This window comes from Nostoc favosum CHAB5714, from assembly GCF_020829495.1.
Taxonomy (GTDB): Bacteria; Cyanobacteriota; Cyanobacteriia; order Cyanobacteriales; family Nostocaceae; genus Nostoc; species Nostoc favosum.
In genome coordinates this window covers 109,130-129,562 of the sequence record NZ_JAIVFQ010000011.1, presented here as the reverse complement: position 1 = coordinate 129,562, position 20,433 = coordinate 109,130, and the positions used below count along the sequence as shown (strand labels likewise).

Annotated in this window: 19 protein-coding genes; 12 read left to right on the top strand and 7 right to left on the bottom strand. The window is 43.9% G+C overall.

Annotated features, from left to right (window positions below; translation table 11 throughout):
* Positions 1-80: 80 nt before the first annotated feature.
* Both LC586_RS10910 and LC586_RS10905 read right to left on the bottom strand, forming a co-directional pair.
* Complete coding sequence (locus LC586_RS10910) at positions 81-1,796, bottom strand: filamentous hemagglutinin N-terminal domain-containing protein (RefSeq protein WP_229484551.1); 1,716 nt, start codon at positions 1,794-1,796, stop codon at positions 81-83.
* 51 nt (positions 1,797-1,847) lie between these two features.
* On the bottom strand, positions 1,848-2,096 hold the full coding sequence (locus tag LC586_RS10905; RefSeq protein WP_229484550.1) for a hypothetical protein: 249 nt from the start codon (positions 2,094-2,096) through the stop codon (positions 1,848-1,850).
* Between the two features lie 282 nt (positions 2,097-2,378).
* Between LC586_RS10905 and LC586_RS10900 the strand changes: the two genes are divergently transcribed.
* Positions 2,379-2,591 carry a hypothetical protein gene (locus LC586_RS10900; RefSeq protein ID WP_229484549.1) on the top strand — a complete coding sequence of 71 codons (213 nt, stop codon included), beginning with the start codon at positions 2,379-2,381 and terminating at the stop codon, positions 2,589-2,591.
* A 44-nt stretch (positions 2,592-2,635) separates the two neighbouring features.
* Here LC586_RS10900 and LC586_RS40560 read toward each other — a convergent pair whose 3' ends face one another.
* Positions 2,636-2,767, bottom strand: a complete 132-nt coding sequence (locus LC586_RS40560) for a hypothetical protein (protein ID WP_267921659.1) — start codon at positions 2,765-2,767, stop codon at positions 2,636-2,638.
* Between the two features lie 208 nt (positions 2,768-2,975).
* Here LC586_RS40560 and LC586_RS10895 point away from each other — a divergent pair, with 208 nt between their 5' ends.
* From LC586_RS10895 to LC586_RS10880, 4 genes are all read left to right on the top strand, one after another.
* Positions 2,976-3,593: a phycobiliprotein lyase gene (locus LC586_RS10895; RefSeq protein ID WP_229484563.1), complete on the top strand. Its 618-nt coding sequence runs from the start codon at positions 2,976-2,978 to the stop codon at positions 3,591-3,593.
* Positions 3,594-4,148, top strand: a complete 555-nt coding sequence (locus LC586_RS10890; protein ID WP_229484548.1) for a hypothetical protein — start codon at positions 3,594-3,596, stop codon at positions 4,146-4,148.
* Positions 4,149-4,572: 424 nt separating this feature from the next.
* Entirely contained in the window at positions 4,573-5,340 is a 768-nt protein-coding gene (locus LC586_RS10885) for a phycobilisome rod-core linker polypeptide (RefSeq protein WP_229484547.1), read from the top strand.
* Positions 5,341-5,549: 209 nt separating this feature from the next.
* On the top strand, positions 5,550-5,765 hold the full coding sequence (locus LC586_RS10880) for a hypothetical protein (RefSeq protein ID WP_229484546.1): 216 nt from the start codon (positions 5,550-5,552) through the stop codon (positions 5,763-5,765).
* A gap of 55 nt (positions 5,766-5,820) precedes the next feature.
* Here LC586_RS10880 and LC586_RS10875 read toward each other — a convergent pair whose 3' ends face one another.
* Positions 5,821-6,741: an RluA family pseudouridine synthase gene (locus LC586_RS10875; protein WP_229484562.1), complete on the bottom strand. Its 921-nt coding sequence runs from the start codon at positions 6,739-6,741 to the stop codon at positions 5,821-5,823.
* A 602-nt stretch (positions 6,742-7,343) separates the two neighbouring features.
* Between LC586_RS10875 and LC586_RS10870 the strand changes: the two genes are divergently transcribed.
* Positions 7,344-8,075, top strand: coding sequence for a DUF8692 domain-containing protein (locus LC586_RS10870; RefSeq protein WP_229484545.1), 732 nt, complete (start codon positions 7,344-7,346; stop codon positions 8,073-8,075).
* A gap of 31 nt (positions 8,076-8,106) precedes the next feature.
* Here LC586_RS10870 and LC586_RS10865 read toward each other — a convergent pair whose 3' ends face one another.
* Positions 8,107-9,624 carry a thioredoxin-like domain-containing protein gene (locus LC586_RS10865; protein ID WP_229484544.1) on the bottom strand — a complete coding sequence of 506 codons (1,518 nt, stop codon included), beginning with the start codon at positions 9,622-9,624 and terminating at the stop codon, positions 8,107-8,109.
* A 295-nt stretch (positions 9,625-9,919) separates the two neighbouring features.
* Here LC586_RS10865 and LC586_RS10860 point away from each other — a divergent pair, with 295 nt between their 5' ends.
* Both LC586_RS10860 and LC586_RS10855 read left to right on the top strand, forming a co-directional pair.
* Positions 9,920-10,120 (top strand): hypothetical protein, encoded by a 201-nt coding sequence (locus tag LC586_RS10860; protein WP_229484543.1) that lies wholly within the window; start codon positions 9,920-9,922, stop codon positions 10,118-10,120.
* Positions 10,117-10,305: a hypothetical protein gene (locus LC586_RS10855; RefSeq protein WP_229484542.1), complete on the top strand. Its 189-nt coding sequence runs from the start codon at positions 10,117-10,119 to the stop codon at positions 10,303-10,305. Before LC586_RS10860 ends, LC586_RS10855 begins: the two co-directional genes overlap by 4 nt.
* 294 nt (positions 10,306-10,599) lie before the next feature.
* Here LC586_RS10855 and LC586_RS10850 read toward each other — a convergent pair whose 3' ends face one another.
* On the bottom strand, positions 10,600-11,187 hold the full coding sequence (locus tag LC586_RS10850) for an RICIN domain-containing protein (protein ID WP_229484541.1): 588 nt from the start codon (positions 11,185-11,187) through the stop codon (positions 10,600-10,602).
* Positions 11,188-11,683: 496 nt separating this feature from the next.
* On the opposite strand from LC586_RS10850, the gene glsA reads away from it, so the two are divergent.
* Complete coding sequence (gene glsA, locus LC586_RS10845) at positions 11,684-12,598, top strand: glutaminase A (RefSeq protein WP_229484540.1); 915 nt, start codon at positions 11,684-11,686, stop codon at positions 12,596-12,598.
* 235 nt (positions 12,599-12,833) lie between these two features.
* Positions 12,834-13,166, top strand: coding sequence for a hypothetical protein (locus LC586_RS10840; protein ID WP_229484539.1), 333 nt, complete (start codon positions 12,834-12,836; stop codon positions 13,164-13,166).
* A 334-nt stretch (positions 13,167-13,500) separates the two neighbouring features.
* On the opposite strand, the gene LC586_RS10835 is transcribed toward LC586_RS10840, so the two are convergent.
* Positions 13,501-14,952 (bottom strand): hypothetical protein, encoded by a 1,452-nt coding sequence (locus tag LC586_RS10835; protein WP_229484538.1) that lies wholly within the window; start codon positions 14,950-14,952, stop codon positions 13,501-13,503.
* A 542-nt stretch (positions 14,953-15,494) separates the two neighbouring features.
* On the opposite strand from LC586_RS10835, the gene psaA reads away from it, so the two are divergent.
* A complete protein-coding gene (psaA, locus tag LC586_RS10830; protein ID WP_229484537.1) occupies positions 15,495-17,753 on the top strand; it encodes a photosystem I core protein PsaA in 2,259 nt (752 codons plus the stop codon).
* Between the two features lie 203 nt (positions 17,754-17,956).
* A complete protein-coding gene (gene psaB, locus LC586_RS10825) occupies positions 17,957-20,188 on the top strand; it encodes a photosystem I core protein PsaB (protein WP_229484536.1) in 2,232 nt (743 codons plus the stop codon).
* The last annotated feature ends 245 nt before the right edge of the window (positions 20,189-20,433 follow it).

Below are 20,433 nucleotides of genomic sequence, written 5' to 3'. Positions count from 1 at the left end.
GGAGGGCATCCGGGAAGTAACGCCAGTCGAGATGTTCCCTCTACTTCTATTGGTCGAAAGACCTGTAAAAGCAAGGAACGTCAGTGACGCTGGAATCCCCTGCGTTTACGCATGGGGAGTGTCAAAATATCAGAAGCATGAACTTCTATCTCTCCAGCTTTTCCTTGACGACGAGAAGTAGTAGATATCTGTGCCCCATTTCCCACAATTAACTGCCCAGTAATAATCCTTAAGTCTCCGGCATTGCCAACATTTGTTGTTTGAGTAGTTAAAAGGCTACGGACTTGCTCCCCATCTGTTGGTGATATTCCTGTTCCTTGTAATTCCACCAAATCCCTACCAATCACAAACAAATTTCCCCCCTGTCCCTTGCCAATGGTGGCAGTTGATACTAGTGCTCCATTCCGCACACTCAAGCGTTTGGTGTCAATTGTCAAGTTTCCAGCATTTCCAGCACCTAAAGTTAAAGTAAACAAGCCGCTATCAGTACCAATTAGTTCCACGGAATCGCTGGCGGTTACAGACAAATTTCCCCCCTGTCCCTCGGCTTGAGTAGAAGTTGATACTTGCGCTCCATCGCGCACACTCAAGCGTTTGGTGTCAATTGTCAAGTTTCCAGCATTTCCAGCACCTTGAGTTTCAGTAAGCAAGCCGCCTGTTGTTGTTTCTGCTAGTTCCACAAACTCCGAGGCGCGAACGGTGAGATTTCCCCCCCGTCCTTTGCCTAAGGTGCCAGCTCTTATTATTGAGCGATCGCCCTGAATACTTAACTGTCCAGTTTCAATCGTCACGTTTCCTCCAGCACCAGTCGCTTCTGGTAAAACATCGGCTGTAATCCGCGAATCCTCAGTGAGAGTCACCGCCTTTGTTGTGTGGACAAGTACCTCTCCACCAGGCTCTGTACCTTGTGTGTCGGCATAAATCAATGAGCTTCCTGTCAGAACCAAATTACTGCTCCGAATCTGAACATCACCACCGCCAGCACCGCTAACATCGACATACGCTCCGTCTTCCAATCGAATATCACCAAAATTATTGACAGAGGCGTACCCCAATACCCAATCGTTATCTTTCTGGTTCAAGCTGACTTCTCCAACACCAGCCACACTAGCTAGCTCAATCCGTCCTCCTAGAGCTGCCAAATTCGGTTGTTCTAAAGCTCCTCGTTCACCTCCTTGCAACGTCAGATCACCGCCCACAAGTGCTAAAGTTTTACCAGGTTGCACTTCTAGGTCAGATCCTTCTACACGAATACCTGCTGCTGTTCCCTGAAATTGCAAGCCAATGGGAACACTTACCGTTAGCAGAGGTGTGCTTTGGGGAGGAAACGCGCTAAACACAGCGCCATCTGCAAATTTGAGGCGGTTTGCTGTACTTGCAAGGAACGAACCCTTGATGTCCAATTGGGCATTAGGCCCAAAAATAATTCCATTCGGATTGAGAAAAAACAAGTTAGCAGAGCCATTGGCTTTAATTACACCGTCAATCATAGAAGCAGAAGCACCCGTGACGCGGCTGATGATATTTTGAATTTCTATTGCGTTGTTAAAGTAAGCCTGGGTGCCACCTGCTACAGAAAACTGCTCAAAACTGTGGAAAAGATTACTTCCAGCTTGAGTTCCTCCTTCAATAATTCTGGTATTCCCCTCTAATTTGACAGTGGAATTATTGGGTAAAGTGCTATCAGGCGTAATTTGAGCAAAGGTGCAATCCCAAACATTGACGTATGCACCATTAATAGCTAAAAAAATTATTAGCCTTAATAGCCAGGACGAACCGTGTAAGTTTTCAGTCATTTGATGAATTTCCCTTAACAACAGAAATGATCAAAGCTTTTTGGTAGATTTTCAATTTTCCCCTCCCCGGATCCAACAGAGGTCATCAAAATGGTCTATCTCCATAGGTCTTTGATCGCTAGATGTTTGAATATCTTTTGGATTGCTAAGTTGCCTTTTGCAGAGTTTAAAAATAGGGTTTGCATTGCTAGTTTTAGATCCTCCTACAATTTTTTCAGCCCTCACATCTGTGATGTCCTGCTCAACAATTGATTCAATATAGTCTAAATCCTGGATTTTTATTTTAAAGGAATGATGCATAATAATCACCCAATTGATTTTTTTTATTTAGAGGTAAAATCACCTCTGTTTAATACTCCTTTGACGGCATAATTTGTTTGCCAATTGTGCCATTTCTCAGAGCAGCCGCATCATCTCAAGAAGAAAATTATATTCTCAATAATCTAAAATAATCTCATTCAGACTTGTTTGTTAACAAAAATTTAAGCGTCACCCAACAGCCCGTCGTAGACATTGCTTTGAGTCTTGGAAACTAAAACAAACGAGAAATGCTTATTTTTTCGTTGGTTCTTAACGTTGATTGTGATCAAGAGTAATTTAGATGCGTTTGCCCTGGGTGATATAGTTTGTGCTTTTTTACCTACTGGGAGGTTTGCAGGAAGTCATATTGGTAGATTGGTTGTCCGTGCAACTGGTGTTTTTGAGATGATTACTTCAATTGGTAAAATGAGTCCTGTGAGACACAATTCTTGTCAGTTAGTTCATCGGATTGATGGTTATAGTTATGTCGTATAGTCCAGTTTTGTCCACTGAATTAAGGACTTGAGGTGTAGCGATCGCTATCCTCTATGATAATTAATCACCCGATCTAATCTGGCCAAAGTACTCACTACTGACTCTAAAATATAGGGATCAACATATTCATCATTTGTCAATGCCGTCAGCATTTCCACCCCTGTGGCATTTTCCATATCCAAAAATCCCCATCAGGTGAGGAATGCTACACTGCATCAAGGCGGTTGTTGCTTTCAGCGATTCTGCCTCTCCCTTTGTAGCGAGTTTATTGAAGCTGACCACTAATCGCTGTAATGTTTAGAATGTTTATATACCAAAAACTTTAAAAAGAAAAAACTCGTAAAACATCATCCGCAGGGGTAATAACTAGGAGTCAGAAGATTGATAGACGCAATGGACTTTTTTCAGCTAAGTGCTGGTAAGTGGCGATCGCAACGTGCAACTCATCACCTGCCCTTTAAGCGCTCAGAAACAGGAGAATCGGATATACAGGTAGAAACTCTGGATGCCAATCATCCAGAAATCATTGAACTGTGCCAGTATCATCAGATTGACCCCAGCCTGTCAGTAGGTGGATCACGGGTGCGTTGGCTAGGCACAATGGCTTGGGATAGAGAAAATGACGAGAACCATCAAGGGAAAACAATATTTGCGATCGTGCCTGATGGCGATAACCCAAGAGCTGGTAAATTACTCCGTGAAAGAGGCTACGCCGAAATTATGCCTGTAGTCGGTCTTTTTCACATGGATGATGAAGATGGGCTAGTGTTGACAACTGAATATGAAACAATGAGTTCCATTGAGAGATTCTGGTTTGCCAGCCCAAATATGCGACTGCGAACCAGTACAGTGAAACGCTTTGGCGGCTTCAGCACTGCATCATTTTGTACCGAAACCCGCATTGAAACTTCTGTTGAGGTTTCCAAAGCAGAAGAAGCTACAGAAAGACAAGGGCCTGATGTTCTGGAAAAAAGACAGTTTTATTCAGTTTTGGGCTGGTGAATGATTCTTAAGCAGACCGATGCTTTTACTCGTGGCCGAGATTATCTGCATCGGGTACGGGGGTTTGCCCTAGAACCGGGTATGGTGGATGTGTTCGATAACGTGCGCGATCGCATCCCCATTTGTACTTGGATCGGCGATAATATTAACACCGTTAACGCTCAGATCAACACTTATCTAGACCTTTGTCATGAGTGCTTTCATGCTCAAGAGCGTCGCCACATCCAAATTTTTGCAGTCCCCATAGCTCAATCCTTCGGCATCGACGGGCTATGCAACATTCTCACAAACCCAATCACTATTCTGGTAGATGTTGGTCGAGTTGCACCTAGAGACTGGTTTGGTGTAGTCATCCATGAATACGCCCATGCCCATCTAGGAGACTTTGGTCATAATCAGCAGTTTGCTAGCATCCTATCTCATTTATGTTTAGGACTGGGATTGGAACCTCCCTATTGGGAGGCAGGGATGGAAGCAACTTTGCGTAGCTGGCCTTACTGTAAGTCAACCATAGATCCCCTTGAATTTTGGATAGGTCAAGGGAGTAGGGAGTAGGGAGTAGGGAGTAGGGAGTAGGGGGAGCAGGGGGAGCAGGGGGAGCAGGGGAGACAAGGTGACAAGAGGTGAGAACTTGCAACAAGTCTTTCACCATTCCCCATTCCCCACTCCCCACTCCCCATTAATTTCTTTTGCTACATGTTAAAAAATATTGCTTTATTTCAAAAAGGTGAAACTGAATCTTCTAATCTGAAGTATGTGAACAAAGTTTTTTAGGTAGTTATTAGGCTGAAAGCCGCACTCCCTTTATAGATTAGCTATGGGTTGAGTCCAACAAGCTAATCCTTGTTTTTTGGAATAGTTACATTCCCCTTAGTTAAGTTTCATGAAATTTTATCAGAATCTGAAGTTTTGATACAACTACTCCCTTAATATGTGATCTAAAGTTGTTAACTTTAATTAAGAATATGGAGGCTTTAGAGTGGCAATTCCTCTGTTAACATACGACCCTTCAAGTCAAAACCAGCGTGTAGCTGCATACGAAGTACCGGGTGATGAACAGCCCAGAATTTTTTCTACAGACAATTTGCTTTCTCCGTCAGATTTAGACCTTCTGATCGAAGCAGCATATCGTCAAATTTTCTTTCATGCCTTTGCTGCCGATCGCGAAACATATTTAGAGTCTCAACTCCGTAATGGACAGATTACAGTGCGGGACTTTATTCGTGGATTGCTGCTTTCCAATACCTTTAAGAAAAGCTTCTACGACCTCAACAATAATTATCGCTTTGTTGAGCAAGTAATCCAGCGCGTTCTAGGACGCGACCCATACAGTGAGCGGGAAAAAATTGCCTGGTCAATTGTAGTCGCAACCAAAGGTATTAGAGGCTTTGTTGATGAAGTCCTCAACACTGAAGAGTACCTGAGCAATTTTGGAGACTCTACAGTGCCTTATCAGCGCCGTCGCATACTGCCATCCCGCGCTGAGGGTGAGTTGCCATTCAACATCAAATCTCCACGATACGAAGCTTACCACCGTGCCAAACTGGGTTTCCCCCAAATCATTTGGCAGGTCGAAGTACGCAGATTCCTTCCACAAGAGCAAAAGCCCAAGGCAGGCGATCCAGCTCTATTCTTGTCTATGGCACAAAGTGTCAATGCGACTGGCAATACTCCACAAAGGATCTCGTCATTCAACATCGATATCGAAAAGTCTGTACCTTATCGGCAACTGGCAGGAATTAAATAACGATTTTTCTTCGACGGCTGTCTAGTACATCCATTTAATCATTTTATAGCGTGCATAAGTCTTGGGTTATGTAGGAGTTTCATTTAGGTATAACTAGTGGAACAGACTCTATCCCATGTCTGATGCACGCTAGTTGTTAACGGGCGTTGGGGATTGGAGATTTTGAGCTAGATGAATGAGTATTTGAACTCGTTTAATCAGTCTTTGAGGTGGATGAACCCAGTTCTGAGGTGGATGAATCCAGTTCCGAGGTGGATAAACCCAGTTCTGAGGTGGATGAATCCAGTTCCGAGGTGGATGAATCCAGTTCTGAGGTGGATGAACCCAGTTCTGAGGTGGATGAATCCAGTTCCGAGGTGGATGAATCAGTCTCTAATTCTCCTTGTCCCTCACTCCCTCACCTCCCCCTGCCTACACCGCGATAGGATATTTTTTTAGTTGGAAGTCCCGAAATGGCTCTGTTTTCAGATGTGGGATGAGCTAAAGTGCAATTCGTCTTTTTAACATCTCTAAAAGTTTTGTAAAATGGCTGGGAGGGTTTGCTGTCACCTCAATCAACTCTCCAGATATGGGATGCTGCAATTTTAGTCGCCAAGCGTGCAGTGCTTGGCCGGGCAAATTTACCCCCACTGAATGACCAGAACCATAAACTGGGTCGCCGACAATGGGATGACCCATTTTGGCGCTGTGGACTCGAATTTGATGGGTGCGTCCAGTTTCCAGTTGGAAGTGGATTAAGGTGAAATTACCGAGGCGTTCTAGTACTTGCCAATGAGTGACGGCGGCTCGTCCGCCTTGTTCAACAGGCATAATAGCCATTTTTTTGCGGTCTTGCGGATGGCGACCAATGGGCAAGTCAATTCTGCCACTTTCAACTTTTGGCGCACCGTAAACTACGCCCAAGTATTCTCTGCGTGCGGTTTTAGCTTTGAGTTGTGCTTGTAGGTGATGATGGGCAACTTCTGTTTTAGCGATCGCGATCGCCCCCGTTGTATCTTTATCCAATCGATGGACAATTCCCGGACGTTGGAATCCACCAATTCCTGGTAAATTGGGGCAATGTGCCAATAGAGCATTTACCAAAGTGCCATCTGGATGACCAGGTGCAGGATGGACAACTAAGCCTGCGGGTTTGTTGAGAATGAGTAGCTGGTCGTCTTCGTAGAGGATATCTAAGGGGATATCTTCTGCAAGGAGTTCTAAAGGTTGCGCTTCTGGTATTTTGACAGTGATGCGATCGCCTAACTTGACATTGATCTTCTTAGATGTGCAAACTTTGTCGTTAAGTTGGACATTACCCTGTTCGATTAACTGTTGGATGCGGGAACGGGATAAGTCTGGTAATTCTTGGGAAAGGTAACGGTCAAGGCGATCATTGCCTTTAGTGTTGACGCAGTGTATCGTATCCCTGAAGGGAAGTAAGCTAGACGCTGCATCCTCTAGCGGAGTTGACAAGCGTTCGCCCTTGGCGTTGGCAAAGCCATCGCTATTTTCTTGGATTTGTAAATTAAATTCGGTCACAATTGCTCTGGATTATTAATTCCCCGTTCTTTAAGTAAAGCGCGGAATTCTTTTAGTTGGGCTTCTGAACTCGTCTAAGTCAATTAATACAGCATAATTCAGGAGCAAAACAGGCTTTATATCTTACTTTGGAACCTAGCTTGTGTACTGAACCAAGCTTAAATCTGCTGTAAACTTCACCAAAATATTCGCGCCGTTCGCGTAGCGTTAGCAAATCCTTAAGTGTATGACTCGCTAACAATGCTCTATCTCTCTTAGGGTCGCTCTTTGGGCGTACCTTTAGAGGGAAGCAAGCTACGTCTAGCGTGGCGGAAAGTATTAATATAGATTTAATGTAGATTTAATGTAGTAAACTAGCAATTCCATTCACAAATCTAAGTTTTTATTAGTGAAAGTTCTGTAACATTTTGCTCATATCATTTACGGGTATGAGATTGTTTTTCACCAATTGTTTTACACAAAGGAAATTACTCAATATTAGTATGCGGCAAGTATCAAGCTCTAGTGTAGAGTTACCAATTCATCTCTGTGCTAAAACAATTGCTCGACGTTTAATACTCATAGTTATCAGCCTCACCTTCGCAGGCGTTTTAAGTAGCTATTTCTGGCTCTCAGAGTTTCCCTTCCCAGCTAGCCAATGGTTTTACGAACTATTTAGCCTTGATAGAGAATTGAATATTCCTGCTTGGTATTCCGCATTTTCTCTATTATTTTGTTCGGGATTACTTAAAGTAATTACTGTTATTAATAGGAAAGACCGTCATTTCTCTTACTGGAAAACTCTATATTTTATATTTGTATATTTGAGTTTGGATGAAGCATTTAGTTTTCACGAGATTTTTATCATTCCATCATTACGACAATCACTTAATCTCAATCCTATATTTTTCCAAACCTGGGTTATTCCTGGTGCTATTTTAGTAGCATTTTTTGCATTTAAATATCTAAAATTTTGGCTCGATTTACCTTCTAAAACTCGGTATTTATTTTTGATTGCCGCAGTTGTTTATGTGAGTGGAACATTAGGTATGGAAATGATAGGTGGGCTTTTGATAGACTATTTTAGTCGGCGCAGTTTCATAACGGTAATTGGTATAGTTATTGAAGAGTTTTTGGAAATGACAGGAATTGTGATTTTTATTTATGCATTGATAACTTACCTTAGCAGCTTGAAAGAAAGTATTCAACTGAAAATCTATATATCTGATAAATAAATTCATAGATGCGGGTAAGGCTCAGATGATTTTATAAATTTGGCGGAATACAAACATCTGGCGCACATAATCCAAGAAACTTTAGTGTTGTCACCTCAAGAGCATTCAAATCCACGCGGCGGATGGCATGATTATTGGTATCAGCAATATATAAAAAAGAAGCGATCGCACTCAATCCCGAAGGTTCAAAAAACCGAGTGTTTTTACCCTGGCCATCTTGTAAGCCACTAGTACCATCTCCTAAAACTGTTTGACAATTCCCTGTAGTAGGACTCACTAATTTAATCTTATGGTTATAGGTATCTGCTACCCACAGAAAATTTTCAGCGTATTCCACTCCTAAACAGTGCTGCAAACGGACATCTTCACCTTGTGCGTCTACATCGCCAAAACCAAACAAACCCCCACTACCACAAACGGTTCGCACTTGATACGGTTCTACAATTCCAACACTACGAATTGAACTAACTTCACTGTCAGCAATATATAATTCATTCCCATCTGTGCTGATACCGCTAGGTTGAGCAAAGGCAGATTCAGTAAGTGAACCATCAACGCAAGCTTCTGCACCAGTACCAGCATAAGTTTTCACAATACTAGTTTCTAAATCCATTTCCCAAATTTGATGAGGCCCAGCCATTGCAATAAATAAGGTATTTCCCACTTTGACTAAATCCCAAGGGGAATTTAGCGCAGTTTCTAAACCAGCACCGCCATGAGGACGGATATTGCGGCTTTGTTCACCAGTTCCTGCGATCGCTTCCACCACTTGGTGCTTTAAATCAACTCGCCGCAGTGTATGATTTTCTGTATCAGCAACATAAAGAATTTGATTTTCGGCATCAAAAGCCATTCCCTGTGGTGCAAAAAATTGCGCTTCGTTAAAAGCACCATCAGTTAAGCCAGATTTTCCAGTACCAATCAAGTGTAAAATTTCCCCATCAAAGCTACTCATAATTAGGCGATGATGTCCAGAGTCAGCGATGAATAAACCCGTTGGAGTAGCTAGAACTTTACCAGGAAAAGCTAGGGGTGTGATTAATGGTTGGCACTGTTTTTCTAAAGTCAAGCTGATTTCTTGGAAATTAATTGTGCCTTTGTGTTGGTGTTGCTGAATTACCTTCTGAATCAACTCGTCTAAAGTGTCACGGTTTCCTTCACCAGAAATCTGGCCTATCACGTAACCTTCTGGATCAATAATTATTAACGTAGGCCAAGCACGCACAGCATACTCTTCCCAAACTCGAAAATTGCTGTCAACTACAACTGGGTGTTCAATGTCGTAGCGCAGGATAGCTTGACGAATATTTTCTGTTTCTTTTTCGTTCTCAAATTTGGCGGAGTGAACGCCGATAACAGTAAGACTATCTTTATATTTTTGTTCTAAATATTTCAGGTTTGGCAGAATATGCAGACAATTGACACAGCAATATGTCCAAAAGTCTAAAATTACGACTCTACCCTTGAGTTGTTTAAGAGACAAGGGTTTTTCGGTGTTGAGCCAAGAGTAATTTTGCGGTAATTCTGGCGCTCTGACACGGGGAATCATAAAATATACTTTACTTTTAGAGGATGTTTATAGCAATTTTCTGAAATAAACTGATGAAAAATAATGATATAACGCGATGTGCAACCTATTCTTAAAACCCCACTTCCATTCCTCTCCCCGAAGCGGAGAGAGGCTTTAAGTCTTGCTCCCCTTCCCTCTTAGGGAAGGGGTTGGGGGTTAGGTTTGAGAGAAAGTTGCACACCGCGCGATATATTCCCGTGTGTTGCTACTAAAGACTTAGACAAAACTAAACCGAAGTTTAATTCCAGGAGAATTAGATATTTAACCAGTAAATATGAAGTCAGAAACACGAAATGTATTATTACAAGCTTACGCACAATTACAAGAAATCATTGATAAGTTGTACGAAGCTCATGACAGAGCAATAGCAAACAATGATTTTGATGATGCTAGCTTGCTGGCTAGTAGAGCAGATAGACTTTATGAAGAAGCAGAAAATTTGGAAATTGTGATTTCAGAACAGGAGCAAAGATGAAAACAATTGAAGAATTAAAGACTCGTATTAAGGAACTCAGTAAACAAGCTGTTGAACTCAGGCAAAAAGCATCTGAAGTGTATTTAACTAATCAAGAGCAAGCCAAACAGTTTAGGCAACAGGCAAGAGAAGCTAGCAAGCGCTGCCAAGTATTGATACAAGAGTTAAAACGCCAACAAGTTTAAAGTTAAAAACTGGCAGTTCTCAAAGCTAGCCAGTTTTTAACTTTACATATAGAATGTTCTGGCTGATGAGGGTATTTTTGATTTTACCTGTACTTTGATGTTACCAAAAATACTTTTAAAACATCCTCTTAGATAAGAACTTCTCCAGTCAAAGACGCTATGCGTAGCTTGCTTCCTGGTAGGGGAACGGTAAATACGCAGAGATTTAATAAGTAGTAATTTTTTCCCTACGAATTTACGAAATCATCTACCTTAGCTCTGGGCAACTCATCCGGTTCCACTCAAGCAGTATTCTTAAAGACTTGGTTGCAACCGCCACCTCTGATCTGATCTGGCACCGGTTCCGGTGAATCCAGATAGTTCGCAATCAAAAAGTTCCAATCGCGCACCATTAACTGTGCCAGGATTTCCAACTACATCAATGCATTTGTTGGATAATCCATTTCTGAGAAATCCTGCACCAATGTATTCCCACCTCTGGTCTGTGGTATTACCTGAACCGGTGAATCCAGATAGTTCGCAATCAAAAAGTTCCAATGGCGCACGATTCGCTGTGCCAGGATTTCCAACTACATCAATGCATTTGTTGGATAATTTATTTCTGAGAAATCCACCACGAAGAAATTCCCATTTTTGATCTGTGATTCTACCGGAACCGGTAAATCCAGATAGTTCGCAATCAAAAAGTGCCAATCGCGCACGATTCGCTGTGCCAGGATCTCCAACTACATCAATGCACTTGTTGGATAGTTCGTTTATTATAAAGAATCCCCCTACTTGTGCAATAGCATTTTGATTTTCTAGAACGCAAGTTGCTCCCCATAACAGCGAGCCAACGAAGCCAACTGCGATCGCTGTACGCTTGTTTAAATTAGGTTTCACAAGTTTTTCCTCCTTGAGCGTTAAATTGATTTTGTTTCACAATGCTTTTGTTCTGGCAGATCAACTTACGCCATGTGCAACTTATACTCAAAACTACCCCCCCAGCCCCCAACCCTTGTAAGGAATGGGGAGAACTACAGCAGATTTCAAGTTTATGAGGTAGAAAAAACCCTACCCGCGCACTCGCGCATCCTCCCCAATACATCGGGGAGGGTTGGGGAGGGGTGTACTTCATTTACTTGCAAAGTGTTGTAGAAGCCTCTTTCTTCCAAGGAAAAAGGAATGGAAGTGAGTTCAGGATATTAAGTTGCACATCGCGTAAATTTAATATTCCTAAGCTTGTTCCGATTGAACTTGATATTGTCTTTTAATATCAATAACTTTCAAAAAGATTTCGCAGCTTATAAATGTTTTTCCGCTATTACAAAGCCTTGACAAGCCTCATACTACACTGTTAGTTGCTATTTAATACATAAACTTTTAGAAAATTTACACTTTGAAAGGACTTGACAAACTAACCACTACAGACTTATTAGCCTGGGTGCAACTAGCTAAAATTCAGGCTAAACAGGGACAAGTTGCCGATCGCATTCCGCAATTAGCTAAAGCTAATCCTGGTTGGTTTGCAGTTCATATCTGCTGCAAATCGGGAAAAACTATCAGCTTTGGGGATACAGCTTGTATGTTCCCGCTAATGAGTGTTATTAAGACATTTTCCTTACTTTATCTGCTAGAACACTTTGGCGCAGAAACGGTTTTTCGGTGGGTTGGGGTGGAACCATCGGATGCACCCTTCAATTCTTTAGAGCAGTTGGTTGCCGATCGCGGCTATCCTCGCAATCCGATGATTAATAGTGGGGCAATTACTCTAGCTGATAAATTAACAGGAAAGGACGCAAGCGATCGCACTTTGTTATTTTGTCAATGGCTCAACCAATTAGCAGGTTGCCAACTAAGGTTAGATGAGATAATGCTGGCTTCAGTGCGATTAACCCGTTCAACAACCAATGAAGCGATCGCAAACTATCTCGCCGAAACAAGTCATCTAGAAAATCCAGAAACCGCACTTGACACATACGAGCAAATATGCTGTATCTCTGGGCGAGTTGAAGATTTAGCCCTGTTAGGAAAACTCTTAGCTTGTGAAAATGGCTATTTATCACCACAAAATCGCCGGATTGTCAATGCTGTGATGTTAACTTGTGGGTTATATGAAGCTTCTGCCCAGTTTGCAGTCAGAGTTGGTTTACCGATGAAATCAGGGATTGGTGGTGGACTTGTAGCAATAGTACCAGGTGAGGGAGCGATCGCTTGCTACAGTCCCACCTTGGATACGGTAGGAAATCCGGTAGTGGGGCTTGCCTTTGTTGAGGCTTTATCGCAAAAGTTAGAGTTGAGCATTTTCGGGTAAATGCTGCTTTTGAATCGGAAGAGAAATGATGAATTCTGTACCACTACCCACCTCAGATTTACAAATTAGTTGTCCTCCGTGTTTCCGTCTAAAGCCGGGGGATTCTTGAAGAGTCCACAAACGGACTTTCAATGGGGAAGAGCAAAAACACCCTAGACGCTCAAGACAACTACCAGTATGAGGGGTGTTGCAATTCGTTTTTTGGTCAATACGCTTAGGTTAAGGCTGAAACTCTTTGTCAAAGTCAATTTTTTTAACGAACCGCCAAGAACGCCAAGAGAAGAAATGCTTAACTGAACTGTATTGGGAGTTAGACCGCTCCCGTTACAAGGTAGACCGCTCCCGTTACAAGGTAGACCGCTCCCGTTACAAGGTAGACCGCTCCCGTTACAAGGTAGACCGCTCCCGTTACAAGGTAGACCGCTCCCGTTACAAGGTAGACCGCTCCCGTTACGAGGTAGACCGCTTCCGTTACGAGGTAGACCGCTTCCGTTACAAGGTAGACCGCTTCCGTTACAAGGTAGACCGCTTCCGTTTGTTGGGGAGTGCGTCAATACGCTTGGGTTAGGCTTTTTTTTCCCCCTGCTTCCCCTGCTCCCTCTACTCGCCTCAACAGATAAATTTCCTTTTTAACGTGAGTTCGATAAACCTCTCCCTACCTTGAACAAAAGTTCAAGTCTATCCCTCTCCGGCTTGGAGAGGGACGGTTTTGCGTAGTAAAACCAGGAAGAGGTCTTTTTTTATGAAAAAAAGTTAGGTTTAAAACCTCGCCCGCAAGTGGCGCGTTCGCGGTAGCGTCTCGTAGAGAAAAAATCCTTGTCTCCCAAGGCAGGTGGAAACCCCACGCTTAGTGTCGGGCTGTATAAAATGTTTGAATTTTGAATTTTGAATTTTGAATTGATTCATGGCTTTTGCACTTGTTTTTCTGGGAATTCAGCCGATGGAGGTGTTACCGTTACCTCTGGCTGTGATTCGGGTTTAGTTTCTGGTGTTGGCGTAATTATTTCTGGTGCTGGAGATTCAATAATCTCTGGTAGCGTGGGTGGCAAACTAGGAGATGGTGCAACTGGTGCTTGTGGGGTAGGAACTTTGCCCGCCTGACGGTTAAAAAATCCGCCAAATCTAGGTTTTGTTGACTGAGGAGCAACTTTTTCGGGTAACGGCGTTGATTCAGGAGTTGGCGTTACCGTTGGCTGTGGTTCTGGTATGGGAGACTCAATAATTTCTGGTAGTGTCGGGGATAAAGTGGGAGATGGTACAGCCGTTGGAACTTCTAATTTTGGTTGTTCTGGCTCTATTTTGGATTCTTCTGGAACTTTAGTTTCAGGAATCGGCTGTTTTTCTACCTTCGGTTGTATTTGGGGTGTTTTTTCAACGGATGGTGTGAGTCTATAATTTGGGTCTACAATGCCACGCACCTCATCTGCTGCGAGTTCTCCTCTGACAATTCTCGACAAAGTGTCTTTACCCTTTGGCTGGTAGTCAATCAATCTAACTGTGGTATTGAAGGCATTTTTGAGAGGATTTCCCTGGTTATCGAGAAATTCCAGTTTTACCCAGTTTTTTCCTGGACGGAAGCCTTTAAGATAAACTGCTTGCCAGCGATCGAAAATAAAGCTTTCACCATTAATTGTGGAGCGAATGCGCCAATCACTGAATTCGTCGTTAGCGTTTTCCTTCCCGACGAGGTGCAGGGGAGCGTTAGTTAGGTAAAAGTCCAGTAAGATTGGTTCTGCTCCGTAGCTACTTTGAGGACGGCTGTAAGTTAGCAAGGGTAACTTAGGATCTGGGTTGTTGTCGTCGGTTTTGGTGAAGACGTGAAATGTTGTCTGGGCATAAGCGCCTTCATTCTTAAAGCTTTCATGCCAAGGACGAGAGGCAAAGACGCGCAGAGTATGAGTACCTGGAGACAAGTCTGGCAAAACCAAGGGCTGATTCAGGTCGTAAACAGGAATATAAGGTTGGTTATCCAGAATTACGTGTAGATGGGGCCCCAGTTGTAATTGTGAGTCCTTAAATATTGGTAGATCCTTAACCTGAAAACTAGCTGTGGCTTTGTTGTCTTGGAGAACTTCATCAGCTTGTGGAGTAACAATTGTCACTTGTGGCTGATAAACTTCCAAAATTGTCCGCAGTTCTTGGATAACAGATGGTGGGGAAACTTCCGAAAATTGCTTTGAAATTTGAGAAATCTGTGGAGGGTTTTCTCTATAGTCAGTAGATACTTCCTGGCTACTGACTTTCTCGCCACAACTGGTCAAGCTTAATACCAGCACCAATGTCATTACCCACCTGAAAATCGGGAACCTCTCAGGGAGGAGCTTCTCTAACACCCTTTTCTGCCACGAGTTCATGCGTTGCACCCAGTGATAGTCTTCGACAATTTACAGATTATTTTGGCTCAAACTGTCCATCTGGAACTATAGCCCAAAAGACGAAATCTGCCTCACATCCCATAATTTCTTTTGTATATCTCAGGAAATTTTAAAATAAGTCATATTCTTTACAGCTTTTTACTTACAACAATGGAAATATGACACAAATATTCATGAGTAATAGCAGCCAAAGCTGGAACATCGGCTCATACAGCCAAACTATAAAATTTGCAAATTGTTATTCTTTGTAAATTAAATGGATAATCTATTGACTTTTGGACAAAGGCTTTGAAGTTAAAAGGCAGTTAAGGCAGGAATTCCAGCAAGATTTCACCAAGTTTGAATTATTGTTAAAATATCTCCAACTATCTCCAACAAAGTACAAGTGAAGACTCTATAATTCAACGAGAAACAACAATCCACATAGGTCTTCATCGCGGCTTCAGCAAAATGGAATTTGCGGTAATGGTTAACTTTGTGGTATTCATGATTCCTCATTCCTTATCAAGAGAGGAGGTCGAATGACAATAAGTCCTCCGGAGCGAGAGGAAAAAAAGGCAAGAGTAATCGTCGATAATGACCCAGTTCCAACCTCATTCGAGAGATGGGCGCAACCTGGACACTTTGACAGATCCTTAGCCAGAGGTCCCAAAACCACCACATGGATTTGGAACCTGCACGCACTCGCCCATGATTTTGATACACATACAAGCGATTTAGAAGACATATCCCGCAAGATATTCTCAGCCCACTTCGGCCACTTAGCCGTAATAATGGTTTGGTTGAGCGGGATGATTTTCCACGGCGCGAAGTTTTCTAACTACGAAGCTTGGTTAAGCGACCCGTTGAACGTTAGACCAAGTGCTCAGGTTGTTTGGCCCATTGTGGGACAAGACATTTTAAACGGTGATGTTGGCGGTGGTTTCCACGGTATTCAAATCACCTCTGGTTTGTTCCAAGTATGGCGTGGCTGGGGTATCACAAACTCCTTCCAGCTTTACGTGACTGCGATCGGTGGCTTGGTATTAGCAGGCTTATTACTATTTGCCGGCTGGTTCCATTACCACAAACGCGCTCCCAAACTGGAATGGTTCCAGAATGTGGAGTCAATGCTGAATCACCACTTGCAAATATTGCTAGGTTGTGGTTCCTTGGGATGGGCAGGTCACATAATCCACGTATCCGCACCGACCAACAAGCTTTTGGATGCAGGCGTTGCTCTCAAAGACATACCCTTGCCCCACGAGTTCATCTTGAACAAAGACTTGTTGACCGAGCTATATCCTAGCTTTGCTGCTGGTTTAGCACCTTTCTTCACCTTGAACTGGGGTCAGTATGCTGACTTCCTCACCTTCAAGGGCGGTCTAAACCCAGTAACAGGCGGCTTGTGGATGACTGATATTGCTCATCACCACTTAGCGATCGCAGTTGTCTTTATCATTGCTGGTCACCAGTACCGTACCAACTGGGGTATTGGTCACAGCATTAAAGAGATCCTGGAAAACCATAAAGGCCCTTTCACTGGTGAAGGTCACAAAGGTCTCTACGAAAACCTGACCACATCCTGGCACGCTCAGTTGGCTACTAACCTGGCCTTCTTGGGTTCGCTGACCATCATCATCGCGCATCACATGTACGCGATGCCCCCCTATCCATATTTGGCAACTGATTACGCTACACAGTTGTGCATTTTCACCCACCACATGTGGATTGGTGCATTCTGTATAGTCGGCGGTGCGGCTCACGCAGCCATATTCATGGTGCGGGATTACGATCCGGTAGTGAACCAAAACAACTTACTGGATCGGGTGATTCGTCACCGAGATGCGATTATTTCTCACCTTAACTGGGTGTGTATCTTCCTCGGCTTCCATAGCTTTGGACTTTACATCCATAACGATACAATGCGTGCCTTGGGGCGTCCCCAAGACATGTTCTCTGATACTGCAATTCAGTTGCAGCCAGTGTTTGCCCAGTGGGTACAAAATATCCACACCTTAGCTCCTGGTGGCACTGCTCCCAATGCGCTAGAACCCGTTAGCTATGCTTTCGGTGGTGGGATTTTGGCTGTAGGCGGTAAAGTAGCGATGATGCCCATTGCTTTGGGTACGGCGGACTTCTTAATCCACCACATTCACGCATTCCAAATACACGTTACTGTCCTAATTCTGCTCAAAGGTGTGCTGTTTGCCCGTAGCTCTCGTCTGATTCCAGACAAAGCAAACCTGGGCTTCCGCTTCCCCTGCGACGGTCCTGGTCGTGGCGGTACTTGTCAAGTGTCTGGTTGGGACCATGTGTTCCTCGGACTTTTCTGGATGTACAACACAATATCCATTGCAATTTTCCACTTCAGCTGGAAAATGCAATCAGATGTGTGGGGAACTGTAGATGCAGATGGTGCTGTGACTCACATCACTGGTGGTAACTTTGCCCAAAGCGCCATCACCATCAACGGTTGGTTGCGAGACTTCTTGTGGGCACAAGCTACACAAGTCATCAATTCCTACGGCAGTGCGCTGTCTGCCTATGGTCTACTCTTCTTAGGCGCTCACTTTGTCTGGGCATTCAGCTTGATGTTCCTGTTCAGTGGTCGCGGCTACTGGCAAGAACTGATTGAGTCCATTGTTTGGGCGCATAACAAACTGAAGGTAGCACCAGCAATTCAGCCTCGCGCTCTGAGCATTATTCAGGGTCGGGCTGTAGGGGTAGCTCACTACCTCTTAGGAGGAATTGTCACAACTTGGGCGTTCTTCCATGCACACATCCTTTCAGTAGGGTAGCAATCAGCTTTCTACAAGTTAGGAGTTAAAAGTTAGGAGTTAGGAATGAAGTTAGGAGTTAGGAATGAAGTTAGGAGTTAGAAATAAAAATTGAAAACTCATAACTGACAACTCATAATTCTCAACTCATAACTCACAACTCATAACTCCTAACTATCCCAGCTGGTACTTGATGGCTAAAGGTCAGAGGATTTATTAAACCTATGGCGACAAAATTTCCGAAATTTAGCCAGGATCTCGCACAGGACCCGACGACTCGTCGGATATGGTATGCGATCGCTACAGGCAACGATTTTGAAACCCATGATGGCATGACGGAAGAAAATCTTTACCAAAAGATTTTCGCAACTCACTTCGGTCACTTGGCAATCATCTTCCTGTGGGCATCCAGCCTCCTGTTCCACGTAGCCTGGCAAGGTAACTTTGAACAGTGGATTAAAGATCCCATTCATATCCGTCCCATCGCCCACGCGATTTGGGACCCCCACTTTGGTAAACCAGCGATCGAAGCTTTTACCCAAGCTGGCGCTAGCAATCCGGTAAATATTGCTTACTCTGGTGTTTACCACTGGTGGTACACCATTGGTATGCGGACTAACAGTGAACTGTACACAGGTTCGGTGTTCCTGTTGTTGTTCGCAGCTGTACTCTTGTTTGCTGGCTGGCTGCACTTGCAACCCAAGTACCGTCCTAGCTTGGCATGGTTTAAGAGTGCTGAACATCGGCTAAACCACCACTTAGCAGGTTTGTTTGGTGTTAGTTCTTTGGCTTGGGCTGGTCACTTAATTCACGTTGCTATCCCCGAAGCTCGCGGACAGCACGTAGGTTGGGATAACTTCCTATCCACCCCACCCCACCCAGCAGGTTTGGCACCTTTCTTCACCGGTAACTGGGGCGTTTACGCTCAAAACCCTGACACTCCTGGGCATATATTCAGCACATCTCAAGGTGCAGGTACTGCAATTCTGACTTTCTTGGGTGGTTTCCATCCCCAGACAGAAGCTTTGTGGCTGACTGACATAGCTCATCACCACTTGGCGATCGCAGTTATCTTTATCGTCGCCGGTCACCAGTATCGGACTAACTTCGGAATTGGTCACAGCATCAAAGAAATGCTGAACTCCAAATCCGGTTTAGTACCTGGTAGCAAAAGTGAAGGTCAGTTCAACCTGCCTCACCAAGGGTTGTACGACACCTATAACAATTCACTGCACTTCCAGTTGGGTATTCACCTAGCTGCTCTAGGAACCATCACCTCTTTGGTGGCACAGCACATGTACGCCATGCCTCCTTATGCATTTATTGCTAAGGACTACACAACTCAGGCAGCGCTGTACACGCACCATCAATACATTGCTGGTTTCCTGATACTTGGTGCTTTTGCTCACGGCGCTATATTCTGGGTACGTGATTACGACCCCGAACAAAACAAAGGCAACGTCCTTGAGCGCGTGTTGAAGCACAAAGAAGCGATTATCTCCCACCTTAGCTGGGTATCCCTTTTCTTAGGCTTCCACACCCTCAGCTTGTACGTCCACAACGATGTAGTGGTTGCTTTCGGTACTCCTGAAAAGCAAATCCTGATTGAGCCAGTCTTTGCCCAGTTCGTCCAAGCTGCTCATGGTAAAGTACTGTACGGCTTAGACACCTTGCTGTCTAATCCAGATAGCATTGCCCATACAGCATGGCCCAACTACGCCAACGTTTGGTTACCAGGCTGGTTAGATGCCATCAATGCTGGTACTAACTCCCTGTTCTTGACAATTGGCCCTGGCGACTTCTTGGTACACCATGCGATCGCTTTGGGTCTGCACACCACCACCTTGATCTTGGTCAAAGGTGCTTTGGATGCCCGTGGTTCTAAGCTGATGCCCGACAAAAAGGACTTCGGCTATGCCTTCCCTTGCGACGGCCCCGGTCGTGGCGGTACTTGCGACATCTCAGCTTGGGATTCCTTCTACCTCGCTACATTCTGGATGCTCAATACCCTTGGTTGGGTTACCTTCTACTGGCATTGGAAGCATCTAGGTATTTGGCAAGGCAACGTAGCTCAGTTCAATGAGAACTCTACATATCTCATGGGCTGGTTCCGCGATTACCTCTGGGCTAACTCTGCTCAATTGATTAACGGTTACAACCCCTACGGCGTGAATAACCTGTCTGTCTGGGCTTGGATGTTCTTGTTTGGACACCTAGTTTGGGCTACTGGCTTCATGTTTTTAATCTCCTGGAGAGGTTACTGGCAAGAGTTGATTGAAACCCTTGTTTGGGCACACGAACGCACTCCTTTAGCTAACCTAGTTCGCTGGAAAGATAAGCCCGTGGCTCTGTCCATCGTTCAAGGTCGTGTAGTTGGTCTAGCTCACTTCACTGTTGGCTATGTCTTGACTTACGCCGCATTCTTGATTGCTTCTACTGCTGGTAAGTTCGGTTAATTCGGCTGCTAGTTTTGTAGCTAAGTAATAGAAATCCCCTGCCGTAAGGTGGGGGATTTTTTGTTAGCTAAAACAACATATTTTGTTTGTTTGCCCAAATCGTTCTATTACCTTCCCATCAATTTTATTTGGAAGTCCCTTAATAAATCTCTGCTTGAAGTAATATTATCTCTCTCAGATAAGAAGCAATCGCTATTGCAAGAAAAACTATTTTTTGATTCATCAGAGCCTTCAACCATTGACTT